This window comes from Desulfosporosinus sp. FKA, from assembly GCF_002196785.1.
Classification (GTDB): domain Bacteria; phylum Bacillota; class Desulfitobacteriia; order Desulfitobacteriales; family Desulfitobacteriaceae; genus Desulfosporosinus; species Desulfosporosinus acididurans.
Window position 1 is genome coordinate 162,518 of the sequence record NZ_NAHZ01000029.1, and the last position, 20,208, is coordinate 182,725.

General features: G+C 43.5%; 22 protein-coding genes and 1 riboswitch. Of the genes, 20 read left to right on the forward strand and 2 right to left on the reverse strand.

What is annotated here, in order from left to right:
• Positions 1-304 precede the first annotated feature (304 nt).
• The 5 genes from B5771_RS13630 (at position 305) to B5771_RS13650 (ending at position 3,650) form a co-directional block, all read left to right on the forward strand.
• Positions 305-643 carry a metalloregulator ArsR/SmtB family transcription factor gene (locus tag B5771_RS13630; RefSeq protein ID WP_088188010.1) on the forward strand — a complete coding sequence of 113 codons (339 nt, stop codon included), beginning with the start codon at positions 305-307 and terminating at the stop codon, positions 641-643.
• Positions 644-655: 12 nt separating this feature from the next.
• On the forward strand, positions 656-1,744 hold the full coding sequence (arsB, locus tag B5771_RS13635) for an ACR3 family arsenite efflux transporter (protein WP_088188011.1): 1,089 nt from the start codon (positions 656-658) through the stop codon (positions 1,742-1,744).
• A gap of 1 nt (position 1,745) precedes the next feature.
• Positions 1,746-2,153: an arsenate reductase ArsC gene (locus B5771_RS13640; RefSeq protein WP_088188012.1), complete on the forward strand. Its 408-nt coding sequence runs from the start codon at positions 1,746-1,748 to the stop codon at positions 2,151-2,153.
• A gap of 371 nt (positions 2,154-2,524) precedes the next feature.
• Complete coding sequence (locus B5771_RS13645; RefSeq protein WP_088188013.1) at positions 2,525-2,788, forward strand: hypothetical protein; 264 nt, start codon at positions 2,525-2,527, stop codon at positions 2,786-2,788.
• Between the two features lie 211 nt (positions 2,789-2,999).
• Positions 3,000-3,650 carry a helicase-related protein gene (locus B5771_RS13650; protein ID WP_088188014.1) on the forward strand — a complete coding sequence of 217 codons (651 nt, stop codon included), beginning with the start codon at positions 3,000-3,002 and terminating at the stop codon, positions 3,648-3,650.
• A gap of 279 nt (positions 3,651-3,929) precedes the next feature.
• Here the strand turns inward: B5771_RS13650 and B5771_RS13655 are convergent, their stop codons facing one another.
• Positions 3,930-4,442: an ImmA/IrrE family metallo-endopeptidase gene (locus B5771_RS13655; protein ID WP_088188015.1), complete on the reverse strand. Its 513-nt coding sequence runs from the start codon at positions 4,440-4,442 to the stop codon at positions 3,930-3,932.
• 52 nt (positions 4,443-4,494) lie between these two features.
• Complete coding sequence (locus B5771_RS13660) at positions 4,495-4,911, reverse strand: helix-turn-helix transcriptional regulator (protein ID WP_088188016.1); 417 nt, start codon at positions 4,909-4,911, stop codon at positions 4,495-4,497.
• A gap of 234 nt (positions 4,912-5,145) precedes the next feature.
• Positions 5,146-5,233, forward strand: a riboswitch (cyclic di-GMP riboswitch).
• 73 nt (positions 5,234-5,306) lie between these two features.
• Here B5771_RS13660 and B5771_RS13665 point away from each other — a divergent pair.
• From B5771_RS13665 to qatC, 15 genes are all read left to right on the forward strand, one after another.
• Positions 5,307-5,522, forward strand: a complete 216-nt coding sequence (locus tag B5771_RS13665) for a hypothetical protein (protein WP_088188017.1) — start codon at positions 5,307-5,309, stop codon at positions 5,520-5,522.
• A gap of 299 nt (positions 5,523-5,821) precedes the next feature.
• Positions 5,822-6,238, forward strand: coding sequence for a sigma-70 family RNA polymerase sigma factor (locus B5771_RS13670; protein ID WP_088188018.1), 417 nt, complete (start codon positions 5,822-5,824; stop codon positions 6,236-6,238).
• Positions 6,239-6,799: 561 nt separating this feature from the next.
• Positions 6,800-7,507 carry a recombinase family protein gene (locus B5771_RS13675; RefSeq protein ID WP_088188019.1) on the forward strand — a complete coding sequence of 236 codons (708 nt, stop codon included), beginning with the start codon at positions 6,800-6,802 and terminating at the stop codon, positions 7,505-7,507.
• 17 nt (positions 7,508-7,524) lie between these two features.
• Positions 7,525-7,686, forward strand: coding sequence for an SHOCT domain-containing protein (locus B5771_RS24335; protein WP_170932606.1), 162 nt, complete (start codon positions 7,525-7,527; stop codon positions 7,684-7,686).
• 79 nt (positions 7,687-7,765) lie between these two features.
• A complete protein-coding gene (locus B5771_RS13680; protein ID WP_088188020.1) occupies positions 7,766-9,397 on the forward strand; it encodes a recombinase family protein in 1,632 nt (543 codons plus the stop codon).
• Entirely contained in the window at positions 9,366-10,265 is a 900-nt protein-coding gene (locus tag B5771_RS13685; protein WP_088188021.1) for a recombinase family protein, read from the forward strand. The genes B5771_RS13680 and B5771_RS13685 overlap by 32 nt, the downstream gene beginning before the upstream one ends.
• 21 nt (positions 10,266-10,286) lie before the next feature.
• Complete coding sequence (locus B5771_RS13690; protein ID WP_088188022.1) at positions 10,287-11,942, forward strand: recombinase family protein; 1,656 nt, start codon at positions 10,287-10,289, stop codon at positions 11,940-11,942.
• A gap of 66 nt (positions 11,943-12,008) precedes the next feature.
• Positions 12,009-12,416, forward strand: a complete 408-nt coding sequence (locus B5771_RS13695; RefSeq protein ID WP_088188023.1) for a DUF4314 domain-containing protein — start codon at positions 12,009-12,011, stop codon at positions 12,414-12,416.
• 321 nt (positions 12,417-12,737) lie between these two features.
• On the forward strand, positions 12,738-12,941 hold the full coding sequence (locus tag B5771_RS13700) for a helix-turn-helix transcriptional regulator (protein WP_088188024.1): 204 nt from the start codon (positions 12,738-12,740) through the stop codon (positions 12,939-12,941).
• 31 nt (positions 12,942-12,972) lie between these two features.
• Entirely contained in the window at positions 12,973-14,190 is a 1,218-nt protein-coding gene (gene dcm / locus B5771_RS13705; RefSeq protein ID WP_242966839.1) for a DNA (cytosine-5-)-methyltransferase, read from the forward strand.
• Positions 14,153-14,788, forward strand: coding sequence for an Eco29kI family restriction endonuclease (locus tag B5771_RS13710; protein WP_088188026.1), 636 nt, complete (start codon positions 14,153-14,155; stop codon positions 14,786-14,788). The genes dcm and B5771_RS13710 overlap by 38 nt, the downstream gene beginning before the upstream one ends.
• 70 nt (positions 14,789-14,858) lie before the next feature.
• Positions 14,859-16,016: an SAP domain-containing protein gene (locus tag B5771_RS13715; protein WP_088188027.1), complete on the forward strand. Its 1,158-nt coding sequence runs from the start codon at positions 14,859-14,861 to the stop codon at positions 16,014-16,016.
• A 21-nt stretch (positions 16,017-16,037) separates the two neighbouring features.
• Positions 16,038-17,978: a Qat anti-phage system ATPase QatA gene (gene qatA, locus B5771_RS13720; RefSeq protein WP_088188028.1), complete on the forward strand. Its 1,941-nt coding sequence runs from the start codon at positions 16,038-16,040 to the stop codon at positions 17,976-17,978.
• 10 nt (positions 17,979-17,988) lie between these two features.
• Positions 17,989-18,807 carry a Qat anti-phage system associated protein QatB gene (gene qatB, locus B5771_RS13725; RefSeq protein WP_088188029.1) on the forward strand — a complete coding sequence of 273 codons (819 nt, stop codon included), beginning with the start codon at positions 17,989-17,991 and terminating at the stop codon, positions 18,805-18,807.
• A gap of 3 nt (positions 18,808-18,810) precedes the next feature.
• Positions 18,811-20,184 (forward strand): Qat anti-phage system QueC-like protein QatC, encoded by a 1,374-nt coding sequence (gene qatC, locus B5771_RS13730; RefSeq protein WP_088188030.1) that lies wholly within the window; start codon positions 18,811-18,813, stop codon positions 20,182-20,184.
• The last annotated feature ends 24 nt before the right edge of the window (positions 20,185-20,208 follow it).

The following is a 20,208-nucleotide window of genomic DNA, read 5'->3' on the forward strand; positions in this document are numbered from 1 at the left end:
TGGGAAGAGACGTCATATGGGTTTTTCGAACTATTAATCAAGAGTAATTTTATAAACAAGGGGTTGCCTCTTCATTGAATGAGACAGCCCCTTCTTTACGTTTGATGAAACTCTCAGATAATATCTGTGAGTTTTTTTAGATGACCAATGTTCTGAATTTAAAGGAGCATTGGGTACTATTTGAAGTTTCTCTTAGTTGAACATATGAATAAAGTTTGGTTAAACGGTTTCTTTTTTCTAAAGTATAAGTTATAATATTTGTATATCCGCATAAGCGAATATAAGATCTAGTGGAGGTGATTGAATGCAAAAATTACTCAATACCTTAAAGTCGTTATCTGACGAAACCCGACTTCGAATAATTAACTTATTATATGAAAAGGAGCTTTGTGTCTGTGATCTTATGGAAACGCTGCAAGTTACTCAAACCAAAGTGTCCAGACACCTTTCCTATTTAAAGAATGCTGGACTAGTTTCAGACAGAAAACATGCTCAATGGGTCTATTATTCAATTATACAAGATGATGAAAATAAGTTTTTAGACACTTTGGTATTTAACAACTTAAGAAGTAAAGAACTGTTTAACAATGACTTGGAAAGTCTTTATGAATGGCTTCAAAGGAAAAATATTGCATGTGATTAAGGAGGAGTTATTATGAGCAGAGAAAAGACTGTCAGGTTATCTTTTTTAGACCGATTTTTAACGCTTTGGATTTTCTTGGCAATGGCTATCGGGGTCATTGGTGGTTTTATCTTCCCTAGTCTTGGCAAAACACTAGAAGGAATGAGTACGGGTACGATCTCATGGCCAATTGCAATTGGTTTAATTGTAATGATGTATCCTCCACTTGCAAAGGTTAAATATGAGGAAATTGGGAAAGTAGCAGGAAATAAAAAGGTATTTACTTTTTCCCTTATTCAGAACTGGATAATTGGACCAATTCTTATGTTCGTTCTTGCAGTTTTACTATTACCTGATATGCCAAAATATGCGATAGGCCTAATCATTATCGGCCTTGCCCGTTGCATAGCCATGGTTATTGTCTGGAATACTCTTGCAAAAGGTGATAACGAATACTGTGCAGCCTTAGTTGCTTTAAACTCTATATTCCAGATACTTTTTTACTCTTTCTTCATATACCTATTTGTAAGGTTGATTCCCGGACTTTTAGGCTTATCATGGAATGTTGAGGGACTAGAAAAAGTTACAATTTGGAGTGTCGCTCAAAGCGTACTGATCTACCTAGGAATTCCTTTTGCCGCCGGATTTTTGACTAGGTTTAGCCTTTTAGGTGTAAAAGGCAAGGAGTGGTATGAAAAAGTATTCATTCCTAAAATTTCTCCCCTTGCTTTAATTGCTTTATTATATACTATAATTGTAATGTTTGTTTTAAAAGGTCAGTATATCGTAGAGCTTCCTGGTGACGTAGTTAGAATCGCCATACCCCTTCTTATATACTTTGCAATTATGTTCTTTTCAAGCTTTTTTATGTCCTACAAAGGTGGGTTTAAATACGATCAGACCGTAACATTAGCTTTCACAGCGGCAAGTAATAATTTTGAGCTTGCAATAGCGGTTGCTGTAGCAGTTTTCGGGATTGGTTCAGACCAGGCATTTGCAGCCGTGATAGGCCCCCTGATCGAAGTCCCAGTAATGATAGCTTTAGTTAATGCTGCCTTAATTTTCAAACGGAAATATTTTGACGAGAATGGCTTGCCAAAACGTCATGTAAAGGGAGCTTAATATGTCAGAAAAAATAAAAGTCGCTTTTATTTGTGTGCATAATTCATGTCGTTCCCAGATGGCTGAGGCTCTCTCGAAGCTTTTGGCTGCAGATAGTTTTGAAGCTTATTCAGCAGGTACTGAAACTAAACCTCAAATTAATCAGGATGCGGTAAATGTAATTAAGGAACTCTATGCTGTGGATATGAACGATACTCAAAAATCAAAATTACTATCTGATATTCCCCCTGTCGATGTTGTAATTACGATGGGATGTAACGTAAAGTGTCCTTTTCTGCCATGTAAATACAGGGAAGACTGGGGGCTTGAAGATCCAACTGGTAAAGATAAGGAGGAGTTTGTAAAAACCGTTAAAATAATTGAACAAAAGGTCTTAGACCTTAAAAAGAGAATAAATAATTTGTACTAGAAAATAAATAGTATTAGCTCAAATCTTACCTCTTTGTGGAATCTAATAAGCTATGTCGACGGGGCCGTGAGAAAACTAAGTTTCTACACGGCCTTGTTTGTAAAGTCTTCTTTGAATTAACTTCTAAATTAATAAGAATATAAATTACAATAATTCCTACAGGAAGTAGTATATTTGATAAAAACAAAGACTATTCAAAGGTACTCGTATTTTCCTCATGGGAAATGGTGCCGAGAATGGTGTCGGTTATGCTTTCTTATGAAGCGGAAGGCTGACAATCGGCAAACTCTCATAACGCAAAACTGAAGCATGGCAGAGTATACTTTGCGACTAGGGAAGAACGTCGTTTTGGTACTACAAGGCTTAAAAACGTGACGGAAGATATTGTTTGCCATGTATCCGGCATTCTTGCACGGCTTTATAATCCAGATGAGCACATCGGCAAGGATATTAAGCAAATCAGGAGAGAGCTTGCCGAAAAGCTTCAGCCAAAGCTGAATGCCGTTAAAGCCAAATACAAGCTTTCCGAAAGCGGAGCTGCCGGTGCAAAGTCGCTGATAGAGCTCATAAAAGCACTGGACAGCAATCCATCAGCGACACCTTCGACTATCCCAGCTGGAATGTTGGCATATTAGTCAACATGGCAATTGGTTCACCTGCCATTTGTGCCTACAGGCTTTTTAATTCTAACGAAGTGATACCCAGGGAGCTTTCTAAAAAAGTATTTGTCAGCTTATTTAATAAAGCCGAAAGCTCGGCTGTTCTTGACTTGCTGTATGGCAGCAAGGGCGGCGATTCCTATTATGAAAATGTCTTTCGATATTGTGTGGCGGTAATCTGCAGGCTATGCTGGATGAATACGCTCATATACTTGGCGAACAGGGAGATGCTCTTGCAGATGCGATGATCGATGCTTTTTCGGATACGGCCTCTCTGCAGGTAGATACGCTGGAATCCTTTACAGGAGCAGAAAAAGAAAAGCCGTGTCTGGGCACGCACTTTGCTGTTGGATATTTCAATGCTCGCATCAGCAACGAAAATGTGCAGAGAACTGAGAAAATCCGCAAAGCATTTAATTCACCATTCCGTCCGTTTGTGTTGTCCACTACATCAATCGGACAGGAAGGATTGGATTTCCAATTCCACTGCCGCAAGGTCATGTGCTGGAACTTACCGTCAAACCCTATAGACCTGGAGCAGCGTGAGGGATGTATTAATCGGTACAAGTGCCTTGCAGTGCACCAGAATATTGCACACAAATACAGCAGTGAAAAAACATGGGATGCTATGTTTGAAAAAGCCGCACAAACAGAAAAGGGAGATCTGCCGAATCTTGTTCCGTACTGGTGTTTGACGGATGGAGAAGCAGCTCCAGTCAAGATTAAACGTATCGTTCCGATGTATCAGTTGAGCCAGGATCACTTGCGATACAATCGCTTAATTAAAATACTGTCGTTATATCAACTGACATTAGGCAGCCAAGACAAGAGGAGTTAATAGAGATAATCAGCAGAGAAATTACCGGAAATCGACAATCAGCTATTTATTAATTTAAGTCCATTTTACAAAATGGAAATATAATGTGCACCGAGTAGTCTTTATTTCGGTATATTTTACACAGAAAAATCTAAAAGCATCAGTCATCCAAAAGCCCCTCTTACAGAGCAGTAAGAAGGGCTTTCGTGTTATTATCTTTATCTCCGCTCAACAAACCAGCGGCCGATATTATTTTCGGTAATTGAGACATTACCCTCAAACCCTCCTTAGAAAGAACGGTTATCTGATCAAGAAATCTGAGCGTGGTGTATAAGCTGTATTGAACGAATAGCCTCTGGAGTTCATATCTCCCAGCTTTATCAGCATGAGGTTAATATCTGTGTTCATCATGGCTGCAATCTGGACAACGTCATAACCTTCACGGGCATACTTATGAACCTCATCATCGGGAAGAAGCAGTGAAGCCGCAAACAAATTGGCTTCATACTCAGGACGTGTATTCATGGAATAAAGAACGTATTCACGGAACGGACTGTCATCGGCAAGATTCCGATGATGTGCGTCATGTCCGAGCTCATGGGCGCATACCAAGGTCTGCACCTGTTCCGGCAAGTTACCATTTAAAAAGATAAAGCGGTTGCGCTGAATCACGCGGTAAAGCCCTTTCAGCTTAGTGAAGTCATTGCGGAACAGAACCTCAATGCCCAGCTCGTCTGCTATGGCAAAAGGATCACGCGTTCCGAAGCGCTTGATATATTTTTCAGCTGATTCAAAAATAAGCGCCTTGTTCAATGAATTCCCCCCCTATGCTAATTCTATCACAGCAGCAGTCCGAAAAAACGGACTACTCCTTGTCTGCTTTACGATACTTTTTCGGCGTGTACTTTTTGTTTTTCTCCTTGGCTATCCAATAAGCGTCGGAGATTGCTCTCATAACGGCATCCAAATCCTCGTCATCCATGTCGCCTCCGGCAAAAAGGCCGTTGACCTCTGTGATGAGCTGCTGAGCGTACTTCTTTCCCCGGTAGCCGTATTTTTCTCCGGCAGCGTTTATAAATTCCTCATTCTCGGTCAGCAGATAATTCGTATCAACACCTAAAACTTCAGCCAGCTTCCCGTACACCTCGCGTTTTTTAGGATAGCAATCTCCGTTTTCATAGCTGACCATTGTGCGGAGAGATACTCCGACTGCCTGCGCCAGTTCCGCCTGCGTCATGTCTTTTGCGACGCGGGCATTTTTTATTTTTTCTCCGAATTTCATGTAGACCGCCCTCCTAAGTATAAGCAGGTAAATTTCATGTTATATATTGACAAATACAAGTAGATTGCATATAATTCAAATATGCAGATAACCTGCACATTCATAATAATTCATGTTGCATATGGTGTCAAGAGTTATTTCTTCTGTGAAAATGATTGAACCCAACAGATTGCCGGGAAATTACCGTCTGCAAAGCGCATGACGGCTTTAATTACTCTGACAGCTAAAAATAGATAAAGTTAAGGGCAAACCTGTCTAAAGGCAGGGACGCAAAGCCGAGGGTCTAAAGCGTTTGACGCGCTATGACAGCCTGGTTGCCGATCTTTGCGAATGCCTGCCCTTTTTCAGAGCAGGTATTTGTATTGATAGAGATAAATGATGCAGGAGGGTATGAGATGGTAAAAAAGAAAAGGCTCAAATGTCCAAATTGCGGACGCCGAATTGCTGATTACAGCGGAAATGCTGAGGCACTGGCCCTGTTAGCTGAAACGAGTGAGGCTGAAAGTGATGTTGTAAACGTAAAGTGTCATCTATGCAAGTCTCAGGTTTCAATTTTGCTGGACAATAACGAGGTCTATGAGAGTAAGAAGTTCTCAGACCTCAAGTTATAAGGCGACTCCACAATCAAATAAATGAACTTATGATATTCGATTCCAGCGCTTGACGCTATCCTCCCCTTGTAAAGCGGAGTGATTATAAAGGTGCCGGCCGGGCCTGACGAGTAGCACTATTGCTATGCGTCAGGCCCGGCCGGTTCTGCATTAGAAGAAGCTGCTCGTTTGGCTCCCCAGAAAGGAGCAAAACGAGTGGCTTTTATTTTATGCAATAACAAAACAGCGGCTCGCTGCAGATCTCCTCCGCTTGTTCTTCATTTCCGGATTTTTAGATTCTCGAAATGGAGGACAAGCTTATGAATAATCATGATAAAAAATATACCCTGCTGGTCAGAGGGACGCGTGTCACAGTGACCAAGGAGGTCTACAAAGCCTATTACCACTGCCGGGACAGAGAAAAATACCTGGACAGGCTGGCGGGGGATAACAATATCTCGCTTGAAGGATGCAATGAGAAAGGCATCTCTGTGGAGTATACAATTTCTACTGCAGAGGATTCCATGGAGGATGAAATTGTTCAGCGTGATATGATTAAAAGGCTTCAACAATGTCTGTTGCTGCTAAATGAATCTGAACGCCAGCTGATTATAGCGCTTTATTACCTCAAAAAAAGCGAGCATCAATTGTCTGCAGAAACAGGTATTCCTCGCATGACCATACACAATCGCAAAAAACGAATATTTGGTCAGCTCAAAAAACTTTTAGAAAAATAAAAGTTTTTTGGTCCAACCCCTCACTTTTTTCCCTAAAGAAGTGAGGGGAATTTTTTATTCTCCTGTTGTTCTTTGAAAATATTATATCCGGCAGCATAGATACATGAGCTATCCAGCCGTGTGAAAAGCGGCAGCGACGTTGACGGGCGCGCCAAGACTGCCTGCGGATGAATTTCATCCGTCGAACCGATGGCATCGAAGGTGACGAGCGGGAACGCCCGGTCATTGAACGGTCCGTGGTGGACTGTTTCGCAATGAAATGGACAGTGATAATGCTACTTCCGTCCAGCCACAGGCTTAAGCAATGGGGGCGGCTCCCAGAGATCCTGGGGGAGGTAAAATTCTTATGGTGTTTGCTTAACCGGCAAACCGTTTATGCTGCCGCCCTGAGAGCCGCAAGGCTTTTCCGCTTCGGGAAGTAGTGCCGAATAGAAGCGGCAATTCGTAATGAAGAACAAGCAGATCATTTTTGATCTCAGAAACAATGCGGCAGGGCTATTTTTTTAACGCCCTGCCGTATCCTTCTGAGATTAAATTCAAAATATCAGGGAGGAAAACGAAATGGAAAAGGAAGCATTGGCTGAATTGCTAAAGAAGGAGCTAATTATCGGTTACGTGTACGGGCTTGACGGAGAGAGTCAGGAATTCTATTTTGAGAAATCCCCGTCCGGCATTGCAAGCTTTATCATGCTGAAAAAAGAGCATGCGGACAAGATGGTTTTAACAGATACGCTGGACAGGCTGGTTCTGGACACCTTCGGCGAATTTATCAACCGCTGCCCGGATCAGAGGCTTCTGAAAGGGATCACTAAAGAACTGGTACCCATGCAGCAAGGCGAAAAGGAGCCTGTAAATATTCCGATTGTGAGCGTTGATGAGGCTCTTGAATTTTTAAGCCATGGAAGCCAGAAGCGAGCATGGATTTACTGTCGGATCGACGCGCCGGAGGATACCCACGGCGCTCTGAAAGGCCAGAAAAAGGAACTTATGGATTACTCCGAACAGATGGGATTTGTTGTTGTCGGCGAATCAGTGGATATAGGAAGCGAGCTGGATTTTGACCGTACCGGTCTTGCGGAGGTCATGAAGGCTGCCGGAAATAGCATAATGGATGTATTGCTTGTAAAGAAGGTTGACTGCCTGAAGCGGGATACAGCCAAATTACTGGAGCTTCAAAGAGGTCTGGATCAGCTGGGCATTGAACTTTATTCGCCGTTGGAGGGTCAAATCCAATTGGAATATCAAAGCCCATCCCTTTCTCTGCAGTAAAATAGGGGGTGAGCGATATGTCAAATAATCAGACGGCCAATGAAGTCAAGTATAAGGCAGCGTTAAAGCTTTTGGATATCTTGCTCCGAAACGGCCTTATCTCCCCTGCTGAGTACAAAAAAATCGATGAATTGAACCGTCAAACGTTCACTCCGGAGCTTTCCAAGGTATATGCGTAAAAACACCTGGATATCTCAAAGCTTGTGTGGTATTGTGTGTTGCTGACAGGAGTCAAAAACGAGAGAAAGGAGAGAACGCATGGCTAAGAACGTAGTAAAAATAGATCCTGTAAAGCAGCAGATCGTCCGGCAATTACAGCCGAAAAAGCGGGTTTGCGCCTATTGCCGGGTAAGCACCGACTCCCGTGAGCAGCAGAATTCCTTTACCGCACAGATGGAGTATTACACCGCTTTGATTGAAAATCAAGAGGATTGGCAGTTTGCCGGAATCTACGCCGATGAAGCAAGAAGCGGAACAAATCTGCAAAAAAGGGATGACTTTTTAAGGATGCTGAAGGACTGCGAGGATGGCAGGATAGATATGGTCATAACCAAATCCCTGACCCGGTTTGCTAGAAACACAGTGGACAGCATCCAGGCCATCCGTCGCTTGAAGGAGCTTGGCGTCGCCGTCTATTTTGAAAAGGAGCATATCAACAGCCTGTCGGAGAAAAGCGAACTGATGCTGACCATTTTAAGCTCTTTGGCGCAGGGCGAATCCGAAAGCATTTCCACCAACAATAAATGGGCAGCAGTTAAACGTTTTCAAGACGGCACCTTCATCCTCGGCACTCCAGCCTACGGCTATACCAAGGATGATAAGGGCGAGCTGATAATTCAGGAGGAAGAAGCTGCTATAGTCCGACGCATTTTCCGGGAGTACTTAAATGGAAAGGGCACTTATGCAATCGCCAAGGATTTGTCCGAGGAAGGAATCCCCACAATACGCTCGGCTGAGAAGTGGAACGACGGCGTGATAAAGGAAATGCTTTTAAATCCCATATACATAGGAAATCTACTATATCAGAAAACCATGACCACAGAGGTGCTGCCCTTTAAGAAAAAGAGGAACAAAGGGCAGCTTCCTCAGTATCTGGTTGAGGATAACCATGAACCCATTATCTCACATGAACAGGCGGAGGCAGTAAAGGAAATCCTTGAATACCGCAGAATGCAGATGGGGATGGACGATTCGGAGAAATACCAAAGCCGATATACCTTCAGCAGTAAAATCCTCTGCGGCGAATGCGGAGGTACGTTCCGAAGACAGAAAATCTACATCGGCAAGCCCTATGAGAAGGTCCAATGGTGCTGTCGGCAGCACATTTTGCACAACACCAGATGCAGCCAGAAGGCAATCCGGGAGGATGATATTCAATGGGCTTTCACCGTAATGTGGAACAAGCTCGTAAGCAATTATGCCGAAATCCTCACTCCCTTATTGGATACGCTTAAAAAGCTCCGGATGGATGAGCAACAAGAGCAGAAAATTGGGGAATGCAGCAATAGAATCATGGAACTGACAGAGCAGGGTCATATACTCAGCAGACTTGTATCGAAAAGGTATATCGATCCTGCGGTATTTATAGAGCGGCAAAATAGCCTGACCATAGAGCTTGCCGCTGTGAAAAAGAAAAGAAGCCAGCTTCTGGACAACAACGGCTTCGACATAGAGATTGGCGGTACAGAACAGCTGCTGGAGCTGATCAGAAACAATCCCCACGTTATAGAAGAATACCGTGAGGATTTATTTTTACAGGCAATAGACAAGGTCATCGTACAGAAAAACGGCCAAATCACCTTCCGGCTCATCAACCGGCTCGAACTGTCCGAACCCTGCAGGAAGGGGGAGATTGAGGATGATACAAAGGCATATGCCCATCGGGTATGAGCTGGTAAATGGGAAAATACGGCTTGATGAACCCAAAGCCGCTGTTGTGAAAAAGATATTTTCAGATTATCTGTCCGGAGTCTCCACCTCTGCGCTTGCAAAACGGCTGACCGAAATGGGATTTCCAAACGCCAACAACAAAGCCTCTTGGAACCACGGGTCCATCGGCAAGATATTGGAGAATGTCAAATACCTAGGTGATGAATTCTACCCTCAGATGATTAGCACCGAGTTTTTTGAGCAGGTGCAGAAACGCCGCAAGGAACGCTGTGATCAGCTGGGGCGAAGCATCCAGCCAAACAGCGGAAACCATCAATATCCATTCACCGGTAAGCTACGGTGCGGAGAATGCGGCGAGGTTTACCGCAAATACATTGAGCACTGCGGGAAACTATCGGAGAAGTCCTTCTGGAAGTGCAAAAGGTATATTTACAAGAACCGAGTTTGCTGCCGGTGCGGTTTTCTTACGGATGAGCAGCTTGAAAAGGTCTTCCTTGAGGCAGCTAACCGGATTCTGGCAAGGTTACAAATCCTCGACCGGAAGCCTAAGAAAGAACCAATTTCATATAACCCTGAATTTAATAGCTTGGATCAGCGGATCAGAGAGCTGGAAGCAGAAGGGCGGTTTTCGTCCAAAGAGCTTCCGGCTCTTATTTTTAAGCGAGCGCAAGCTTTTTATAAAACAGCGAAAATCGATGACGCCAAATATAACACCGAAAAGATGAAGCAGGCGTTTTCAGGCAGACAGCTTCTCACGGAATTTGATGAGGAACTGTTTATGATGGTGATAAAGCAAATCACGGTCTATGCCGACCATCGGCTAGTGTTTGAATTTATAAACAGATTAACCTTGGAAGCCAGATACTAAACCAAGGAAGGAGAAACAATGATGCAGACAGCGACAGCAAAAAAGAAAAGCATATCTATGATACCCTCCAAGCCGGAGTATGACAGGAGTATAAAGCCTCAGTTTAAAGCCCTGCGGGTTGCGGCATACTGCCGCGTCAGCACTACGCTGGAGCAGCAGGAAACCAGCTATGAAGCCCAGGTATCCTACTATACTGAAAAAATCAAGAGCAATCCCAACTGGAAGCTTGCCGGAATTTACGCCGATGACGGGAAGAGCGCTACAAACACCAAAAAGCGTGACGACTTCAACGCCATGATCGAGGACTGCATGGCCGGAAAAATTGACATGGTCATCACCAAGTCGGTCAGCCGGTTCGCCAGAAATACGGTGGACAGCCTGCAGAACATCCGCAAGCTCAAGGAAAAGAACGTCGCCGTCTTCTTCGAAAAAGAAGGCGTGAATACGCTGGAGGGGACCGGGGAGCTTTTGATTACCATCCTGAGCAGCCAGGCGCAGGAGGAAAGCCGGAACCTGAGTGAGAACACCCGGTGGGGTCTTGTCAGACGGTTTGAGAATGGCATCGTCTCGGTCAACCACAATAAGTTTTTAGGCTACACCAAGGATAAGAACGGCGAGCTGGTCATCGTACCGGAGGAAGCGGAGCTGGTCAGACGTATTTTCCGCCTTTACCTTGAAGGGAGCAGTATCATACAGATTACCAAGATATTAGAATCGGAAGGTATCAAAACCGTCACTGGCCTGACCAGGTGGTGCCCCGGAGTCATCGAAAAGATGCTGAGCAATGAAAAATATATGGGCGACGTCCTGCAGCAGAAAACCTACACCATTGATTTTCTCACAAAAAAGCGGGTGAAGAACAAAGGCATCGTCCCCCAGTATTACATAGAGGATGATCATGAAGCTATTATCCCAAAGGAGCTTTATTATCAGGTGCAGGAGGAAAAAGCGAGGCGGGCAAGCCTTGGTAAAACTGCGGCAGCCCGAAGGGCAAAGCAAGAGAAAGAGAAAAGCAAATACAGCTCCAAATTCGCTTTAAGTGACATCATGATATGCAAAGAATGCGGCCAGCCTTACCGCAGGCAGGTATGGTCTAAATATGGCCAGAAAACCGCAGTATGGCGGTGTGAGAACCGCCTGAAGAACGGAACTAAGAACTGCAAGCACTCCCCCACTTTCAAAGAGGATATCCTGCATGAAGCAATAATGACCGCCATAAACAGCGTCGTGGAAAACCGTGGCGAGTTTGTCGGAGCCTTCCGTGAGAACGTAATCCGAGTCATCGGCAGCTATTCCACTAAAAACATGACCACCGACTATGACGGGCAGATTGAAAAGCTGCAGGGTGAAATGCTGGCCTTGATAGAGGAAAACGCCAAGCAAGGCTCCATCACGGAGGATTTTGACGAGAGATATAAGAGAATTTCAGAGAAGATCAACGAACTGAAGCAGAAAAAGTTGGAGCTGGTGCGGGAGCAAAAAATGGCGGCGAATTTTCAGCAGAGGCTCGACGATATGGATGCCTGCCTGAAGAAAACCACCTGCGAGGTCAGGGAATTTGACAACGACCTGGTCAGAAGGCTACTGCAGAGCATCAAGGCTGTCAAGGATGATCTGATAGAGATCCAATTCAAATCCGGAATCGTGATGAACCAGAGGGTTTCATACTTTGATTAAAACGAGGCAGGGACGGCTAAAAAGGTCATCCCTGTTCGTTTATAAAAACACAGGAGGGAATAGAACATGCTAAATGAACGAAATATGGTTGAACGCCTTAAGAAAATGTATCCTAAAGGAACCCGCATTCGATTAGCTGCAATGTTTGGAGAAATGGACATGCCTTCAGGATTGATGGGGACGGTGGATTTTGTAGATGACATCGGTCAGCTTCAAATGACCTGGGACAATGGCAGAACCCTTGCCCTTGTTCCCGGTGAGGATAGTTTCTCTGCCATCTCACGACCGGAGCCGGTACAGACACGGACGGAGAAGCCGAATGCTCCGCTCATTGGCGCCAACGGAAACATCTTCAATCTGATGGGGATTACCTCATGCACATTAAAAGCGGCAGGCATGCCGGAGCAGGCTAACCAAATGTGTCAGAGAATCACTGCTTCCGGCAGTTACGGGGAAGCCCTGGATATCAGGTGAGTACGTCAATTTCACTGAGGTAGATCATCTGGATATGTCGAATGACGAGGATGAGCTATTTGGTATGAAAATGAAGTGATGAACCAGCGGGTTTCATACTTTGATTAACACAGAGGCAGGAACGGCATAAAAGCTGTTCTTGCCTGAAGATAGCATCTGTTAAGACTAAAATCCTCAGTGTTACTGAGGGCTTTAGTGTTGGCAGTGATATTGTACAGGGTAGGTTTCGCGTATTTTTAATTCATGTTCGCGAATTTATTAATTGAAAACAACCCCATATTATGCTATTATCGTATAAACGAAATCTATGGGGTGGAAAGAATGGCATTAAGCTACAAGAAGCTATGGAAGCTCCTTATTGATAGGAATATGAAAAAAAAAGATCTGCGGGAGTTGTCTGGTATCAGCCCTGCTTCTATGGCTAAATTAGGGAAAAATGAAAACGTCACTACAGACGTACTTGTAAAGATTTGCACCGCCCTAAAATGTGATATTTCAGACATCATGGAAATGGAAGAAGATTAAGATTGATTATAAAGACAATCAGAAAGAGAAGGTGTTCACATTGTACAGCTCAATCGAATTGTTCAGTGGAACCGGCGGTCTTGCGTTAGGTTTACAGCAATCCGGGTTTAGCCATCGAGCGCTGCTTGAATGGGATAAGGACTCGTGCGACAATATCAAGGCAAATATTCAGAGGGGTAACCATCTTATTCAACACTGGAATGTAATTCAAACTGATGTGAGGTTGGTTCACTATGATGATTTTGGTAGCAATATCAAATTAGTGGCCGGCGGACCTCCTTGCCAGCCATTTTCTTTAGGTGGCAAACATCAGGCGTATAATGACAAAAGGGATATGTTCCCAGAAGCTGTGCGGGCTGTTCGTGAGCTGCGGCCTCAAGCGTTTATCTTTGAAAACGTGAAGGGTTTACTGAGAAAATCCTTCAGTACATACTTCAATTATATTCTTCTGCAATTGTCTCACCCTGAAGTTACAATCAAAGAAGGAATGACTTGGCTCGATCATTTAAAAACTTTAGAGGAATACCATACATCTGTTGGTGATCGCGGACTTTCCTATAATGTAGTTTTCCGGCTGGTTAACGCAGCTGATTATGGTATCCCACAGGCAAGACACCGTGTAATTATAGTAGGCTTCAGAAATGATTTGAACGCTAACTGGTCGTTCCCGAACCCTACGCATTCTCAAAACGCCCTGCGCTACTCAAAATGGATCAGCGGTGAATATTGGGAAGAGCACAAAATAGCAAAGGCAAAACGACCGACAATATCTGATACGGAGCGTATGCGTATCCTCAAAGCCACAGACCATGAAGATATGCTCAAACGATGGAGAACCGTGCGGGATGCCTTCGTCGGGTTACCAAATCCTCAAAAAGAACAGGGAGAAAGCGGATTCCAGAACCATGAATTCCGAGCAGGTGCCAAATCATACCCAGGGCACTCCGGAAGTGTCATGGACGAACCTTCAAAAACATTGAAGGCTGGTGCGCACGGCGTTCCGGGGGGCGAAAATATGATCATATTGGATGATGGTTCGCTCAGATATTATACAGTTAGGGAAAGCGCAAGGCTGCAGACATTTCCTGACGATTACATCTTCCACGGCTCGTGGACAGAAAGCATGCGTCAGATCGGAAACGCAGTACCCGTACAGTTAGCCAATATTATTGGCGGCTCTGTTTACTATCAACTTGAAAGGTTGAATGAATATGAAAAACAAAGACATTCCGGTTATAAAGCCGTTTAACCCACTCGACAAGAAGCAGCTTGGCCAAAGCGCAGCCGAAGCATTACTTGCAACAAACGTCCATCCCATACCACCCGAACCTTTTATAGGCGCGGGTGTATATGCTTTATACTATACTGGCCCTTTTTCTGCTTACAGAGAACTTGCAGCTGTAAATCGGGATAATCAATTCAGATGCCCGATCTATGTAGGAAAGGCGGTACCGGCTGGGGCACGAAAAGGCGGTTTAGGTTTGGATGTTGACCACGGACAAGCTCTGCAAAAAAGATTGGCAGAGCACGGAGAGTCTATATCTGCTGCTGGTAATTTGGATATTAACCACTTTTTCTGCCGTTTTCTCGTTGTGGACGATATTTGGATACCGCTAACCGAATCACTGCTTATTGAGAGATTTCAGCCCGTATGGAACCGGGTACTTGATGGATTCGGAAATCATGATCCTGGCAGCGGAAGATACAATCAGCAAAAATCACCATGGGATTGCTTACATCCCGGTCGTAGATGGGCTGAACGCTTACAACCTTGCCAATTTACGGCAGAACAGTTGGAACAGCGTGTAGCTGATTATTTGCACAATTTCTTTAATACTAACAGATAAAATGACTACCGCCTAGCAATGACACGAAGACGGTCTTTCGTATTGATATAAACGGAGAGGGGGGTATACCGTGTCATTCTTCGATCTTTTCAGAAGGAAACCGAAACCAGCTAATACTGAAAAGCTACCTACACAGAATATAGTGCCGGTCGAAACATCAAAACTGACTAAATCCAATATATCATCATTTATAAAGGTGACTTCAGAAATAATACCCTCTGCAGCAGAGGAAGTTATTCCGGCTGAGAAAAGAATCAAAGACGCCATTGCAAGCAAACACGGGTTATATCCTCATGAGGTGCTGGTTCTTGATTATGCTGGTTCGTACTATACGGAAGGTAATTCTTTTCAAGGCTTTTGGTGGTACAGATACGGTGTGAGGGATGTTGACAAATGTCTTCGTTCCCTGCTTGAACGAGGATTTCTGCAAGTCGGAAACCTGCAGAGTGCCATTGAAAAAGAAACCGCAACAGTCCTCAAGGATGAATTGAAAAAATACGGGCTTAAAGTGAGCGGTAAAAAAGACGAACTGGTACAGCGTCTGATGGCAGAGGTATCTCAGGAAGAACTTAATTCTCGTTTTACAAAAAGAACATATCAATTAACCGAACTTGGAAAGCAAGCGCTTGCTGAAGAAGGTTATGTGCCATATATACACCGGCATACGCTTGAAGATCTGGATATTTGGTCGCTTAATAAAATAATGCATGAACCGCCCCATATGCCATACCGAGATAAAATATGGGGTTATCTAAATAGGCGTAGCATGGAACACTTTGCATCCGGTAACTTTGGATTATATAGAAACTGCCGACATCATATGCATAATTTTCTGATGGAAGAAAAGAAGATAAAAGATGCGCTAGGCATGTTATCAGAAGTGGTGTTTTATGATTTGAGCGGCCTTGGTAACAACTACGATCCGCAGTATCTGGATATTTTTGCTAAGCATTTTTTCCCTTACAAAGATTCTACAGTTACAATGGCGCCTGGCATCACAAGCGCTGTTATACATTGTCAGAAAGAACTCAGTTTAACTGATGATGAACTTAAAACAGCAATGCTTGACCGGATGAACCGCTTGAGTGCGCCGTTACATCTTTTTACACCGGATGAATGTGTAGATATAGTATTAATGGAAAGTAGAGAGGATATTGACGGATTGACAAAGATATATGCTAAGGCAAAGCGGCGATTCAAGCAGCGTTTTCCGAGCATTAAGTGCTAAGGGGTTTTGGGGGGTATCAGTATGATTCTATCAGATAATGAAACAAAAATTGATATGATAAACAATCGTGCCATCGCCAAGACGGTTGCTGAACTTATTATAGAATGTGACGACCGTCCTATTTCTATTGGGGTTCATGGGGATTGGGGTGCCGGAAAATCGAGCATCTTGGCAATGGTCGAGGATGAGCTTTCAAAGCAAAAAGATGGCATCGAGTGCATTCGCTTCAACGGTTGGAAACATCAAGGCTTCGAAGATGCTAAGATAGCTTTGATGAGCGCGATTGTTTCCGAATTAACAGAAAAGCGAAAACCCACTGAAAAGGCAAAGGATATATTGAAAAAGCTCTGGAAGAACATCAATTGGCTTAGTGTAGCAAAAGCCGCAGGTGGTGTAGCTTTTTCTGCCGCTACTGGTATTCCTCCCATTGGGTTACTAAGCAGTTTGATGGAGAATCTAAAAGGTTCAGTAACCGATAAAGAAAAAGTAACGACCGCTATTGAGAGCGTGGGCGAATATCTCGCGGACGCCAAAGTGTTTGAAGACAATTCTCTGGCAAAGGAATTCTCCGAATTCCAAACTTCTTTTGAAGATCTGTTAAAAGAATCGAAGATTAAAAAACTTGTGGTGCTCATAGATGATTTGGACAGATGTCTGCCCAAGGTCACAATCGAAACATTGGAGGCTGTTCGCCTATTTATGTTCTCTAAGTCTACGGCTTTCGTAATAGCCGCAGACGAAGCAATGATAGAATACGCAGTTCGAAATCACTTCCCTGATTTGCCCGATGAGGGCGACATCCGGACGGGGTTTGAATACTCAAAGCGTTACTTAGAAAAATTGATTCAAGTGCCGTTTAGAATTCCCGCATTGGGTGAAATTGAGTCCGGAATGTATATAACTCTACTTCTGATAGGGTCACGATTAAAAGAGGATAGCGCGCAGTTTGATAAGCTCTTGACGGTCGCGATTGATAAAATGAAAAAGCCGTGGGAGAATTTAGGCTTCACAATTGAACAGCTCAAGGAAGCTCTCGGAGATCAATATACATCTGTATTAAATGAGATAACCGTATCGAACCAGATAGCTGATATATTAGCGAAGAACACCCAAGGTAATCCGCGAAAAATCAAACGTTTTATCAATATGCTATTGCTGAGAGATAAAATTGCCGGAGCCAGGGGTTTTGGAGATTCCATACAGATACCTATCCTGGCAAAAATGATGCTCGCGGAATATTTCTTCGTAGACGAATATAAGAAAATAGCAGCTTTAACAGATGACAATGGAAAGTGTTCTTTGCTTCATACCTTTGAAATTCAAAAGCAGCAGCTTTCAAAGGAGTCTGAGACAGCGGATGAGGATGCGGAAAAATCGAAACAAGAAAAAACAAAAACACCGACTTTAATATCAAAGCCTGAAAAAGACAAAGACTTAGTCGCATGGGAAAGTAATGCCGATTTTACCGCATGGGCATCCAGTGAACCCTACTTGGGCGAAATTGACTTGCGTCCATACTTTTTTGCCAGCAAAGAAAAAGAAGACTTTTTCTTTGCACAAGTTAAATCTGAACAGCTTCGGAACCTCATTAGTAAGCTTATGGGCGGCGAAATGAATATAGCCAGCGCAAATGATGAGATTAAGGCGTTGTCTCCTTCAGACGCTAAGAAAGTCTTCGAGGTTCTATCCTCAAAGATTTTCAGGAATGGCGACATTGCTAATAAGCCTAATGGAATTGAAGGGATCAAAGCACTTGTTTCCCATCATGCCGAATTAGAGCCGTCGCTGATTGGTTTGATTGAAACTTTTGATTGCAAGAGAGTTGGGGCTTGGATTTGTACTGGATGGGATAAATGCTTAACTTCGGAAAAATCTAAATCAAGTTTGAGTAAGTATTACGAAAGCCTATCTAAAGAAGGCGGCATCATTGTAAAGACAGCTTTGAAAAATACGCGGAAGTGAGGTGCTGGAAATGGGAACATCAACAAGTAATCGGGGACAAAACGGCAATACGCCGTTAGTACCTTCCTGGCTGGGTGATAATAATGATGGCGATCAAAAGCCAGAACAACCTCAGCCAGCGCAACCCCAACCGGAACAACCTCAACCAGCGGACTCCAAACGCTTTTCAGCGCCTCGTAGTAACTTTACGCGATATGTAAATAGCGGTGGTAGCGGGAACGGAAAATTACATCGGGCAGCGTCTAATTACGTCCGGCATTCATTAGGAGGTTCGCAAAACGCGACTACCCGGTTGGGTTCGGCCCGAAATAGTACCACTCGCCTTCTTTCTGTGTTTAGCAGTTTTGCGAGTCGTGGTGTAGCTGACACAAGCCGAGATTATAAACTTGGGGATATTATTGGGAAAAGTGCGTCTGATGTTTTACTCCGTATTATGGATTTTGTTTGTCCCGACGGAGGGAGTACTGATGAAGGGATTGCCAGAAACTCTTATGTCGAAGCACTTTCCACATTGCCTGACTGGGAGAACAAGCCGATTGAATCCCTCACCCCTCCTGAGTTTCTCGCTTTTGCTGAGATTTATATGGCTAATGTTATTGAGGGAAGGCTTGTAAATGACATCGGGAATAAACTATTTGCCTTGCCCAAAGATGTCGCTCAAGTCGAAAGCATTCAGGGGCAACTCAAAGACTATATAAAAGGAGCGGTTTCGGATGCTGTCTCCAAGCTTAAAATAGACATTCGATCTATAGATACATCGCAAACAAAAGCTATAGTGGATTCCATCTATCGAACAGCTTATGATATTTTATCAGAACTGGAGGAATAGCGTATGAATAAATACCTTCTTGTCGGCGATTATGATTGCAAAGAAGTTGTGTCTACGAAAAAAGAAGATTACATAGAGGTTATCATACCTTTCACGGGTAATGATAATTCTCTTCGGTTTGGTATAGGTCATGCTCTGGAAAAACTTAAAGAGAATGGTTTATATCCAACCGAAGAGGGCATTGATATTCTCAGCCTCGCTAGTTTGATCTATCTTGCCGATACTCGAATTTCACGAAGTCTCCACTCACAAGACAGTTGGACAAGAGAAATCGCCATTGAAATACCCGTTTTTCACCTTGAAAAGTGGGTGCCTCTTGGAGAGTTGTTTACAAGGAAGCTAAATTTCCTAACGGGAGATCGTTGGATAATATCGTTCAAAAAAAGAGATAAAGAGCTTTCAGAGAAACCCAAAGATGATGCAAAGCCGCCGGAATTTGATGCGGTTACTCTTTTTTCTGGTGGAATGGATAGCTTAATCAGCACAATCAATCACCTCGAAAACCATAATAAAATAGCCCTTATAAGCCATGCTGGAGACGGATATACAAAAAACGCCCAAAGCAAGCTGTTGAGTTGTTTTGGTGAAAAATACCCTGATCTCTATCCGCTATATCTCGATTTATGGATGGTTTTTGATAAAAATATAATTCCTGGTGGGGGAATAGAAAACTCAACAAGAAGCCGGTCTTTTCTATTCATAGCGTTTGGTATCTTTGCCATGAGTGGAATGAAAGGGGTGTCGACCCTGGAAGTTCCTGAAAACGGCTTGATAGCATTGAATGTTCCGTTGGATGAATTGCGTATTGGTTCCCACAGTACACGTACGACACATCCCTTCTACTTGGAGTCGTGGAATCGGGCGTTAAATGGGTTGGGAATTAACTTATCCGTTCTGAATCCATACTGGAATAAAACAAAAGGTGAAATGGCTGACGAGTGTTTAAACAAAGAATTTCTACTGCAAGTGATACAAGATTCAATTTCTTGTTCTTCTCCTCATAAAGCTCGTTGGAGTGGTTCTGCTCCTCAACATTGTGGGTATTGTGTACCTTGCATAATCCGCAGGGCAGCAATGAATAAGGCTTTCAGGGAAGAAAAGGACTGTACTCCTTATCTAATAGACAGTGTTTCAGAAATAATTGCCAATCATGCAAAAGGAAAAGGAGTACAACTTCGTTCTTTTCAAATTGCAATTAAAAAAATTAAGGAGCAACCGCAACTGGCAAAAATTCTGATACACAAGAGTGGTCCCCTTCCTGGCGATAGTGCTTATCTGCAAGAGTTATCGGAAGTATATCGGAGAGGGCTATTGGAAGTTGACAATTTCATAATAAAAAATTCCGAAAGTGAGAGGCAGACACAAGAAAGCGTATAAAGAAGAATGGTGTGGTGACTGGTT

Bases quoted from the DNA above. Each gene is read 5' to 3' on its own strand.
- B5771_RS13670 (WP_088188018.1), top strand. From the start codon at position 5,822: ATGAATAATCATGATAAAAAATATACCCTGCTGGTCAGAGGGACGCGT.
- qatB (WP_088188029.1), top strand. From the start codon at position 17,989: ATGGGAACATCAACAAGTAATCGGGGACAAAACGGCAATACGCCGTTA.
- B5771_RS13690 (WP_088188022.1), top strand. From the start codon at position 10,287: ATGCAGACAGCGACAGCAAAAAAGAAAAGCATATCTATGATACCCTCC.
- arsB (WP_088188011.1), top strand. From the start codon at position 656: ATGAGCAGAGAAAAGACTGTCAGGTTATCTTTTTTAGACCGATTTTTA.
- B5771_RS13685 (WP_088188021.1), top strand. From the start codon at position 9,366: ATGATACAAAGGCATATGCCCATCGGGTATGAGCTGGTAAATGGGAAA.
- qatC (WP_088188030.1), top strand. From the start codon at position 18,811: ATGAATAAATACCTTCTTGTCGGCGATTATGATTGCAAAGAAGTTGTG.
- B5771_RS13700 (WP_088188024.1), top strand. From the start codon at position 12,738: ATGGCATTAAGCTACAAGAAGCTATGGAAGCTCCTTATTGATAGGAAT.
- B5771_RS24335 (WP_170932606.1), top strand. From the start codon at position 7,525: ATGTCAAATAATCAGACGGCCAATGAAGTCAAGTATAAGGCAGCGTTA.
- B5771_RS13660 (WP_088188016.1), bottom strand. From the start codon at position 4,911: ATGAAATTCGGAGAAAAAATAAAAAATGCCCGCGTCGCAAAAGACATG.
- B5771_RS13675 (WP_088188019.1), top strand. From the start codon at position 6,800: ATGGAAAAGGAAGCATTGGCTGAATTGCTAAAGAAGGAGCTAATTATC.
- B5771_RS13695 (WP_088188023.1), top strand. From the start codon at position 12,009: ATGCTAAATGAACGAAATATGGTTGAACGCCTTAAGAAAATGTATCCT.
- B5771_RS13710 (WP_088188026.1), top strand. From the start codon at position 14,153: ATGAAAAACAAAGACATTCCGGTTATAAAGCCGTTTAACCCACTCGAC.
- B5771_RS13680 (WP_088188020.1), top strand. From the start codon at position 7,766: ATGGCTAAGAACGTAGTAAAAATAGATCCTGTAAAGCAGCAGATCGTC.
- B5771_RS13665 (WP_088188017.1), top strand. From the start codon at position 5,307: ATGGTAAAAAAGAAAAGGCTCAAATGTCCAAATTGCGGACGCCGAATT.
- B5771_RS13640 (WP_088188012.1), top strand. From the start codon at position 1,746: ATGTCAGAAAAAATAAAAGTCGCTTTTATTTGTGTGCATAATTCATGT.
- qatA (WP_088188028.1), top strand. From the start codon at position 16,038: ATGATTCTATCAGATAATGAAACAAAAATTGATATGATAAACAATCGT.
- B5771_RS13650 (WP_088188014.1), top strand. From the start codon at position 3,000: ATGCTGGATGAATACGCTCATATACTTGGCGAACAGGGAGATGCTCTT.
- B5771_RS13630 (WP_088188010.1), top strand. From the start codon at position 305: ATGCAAAAATTACTCAATACCTTAAAGTCGTTATCTGACGAAACCCGA.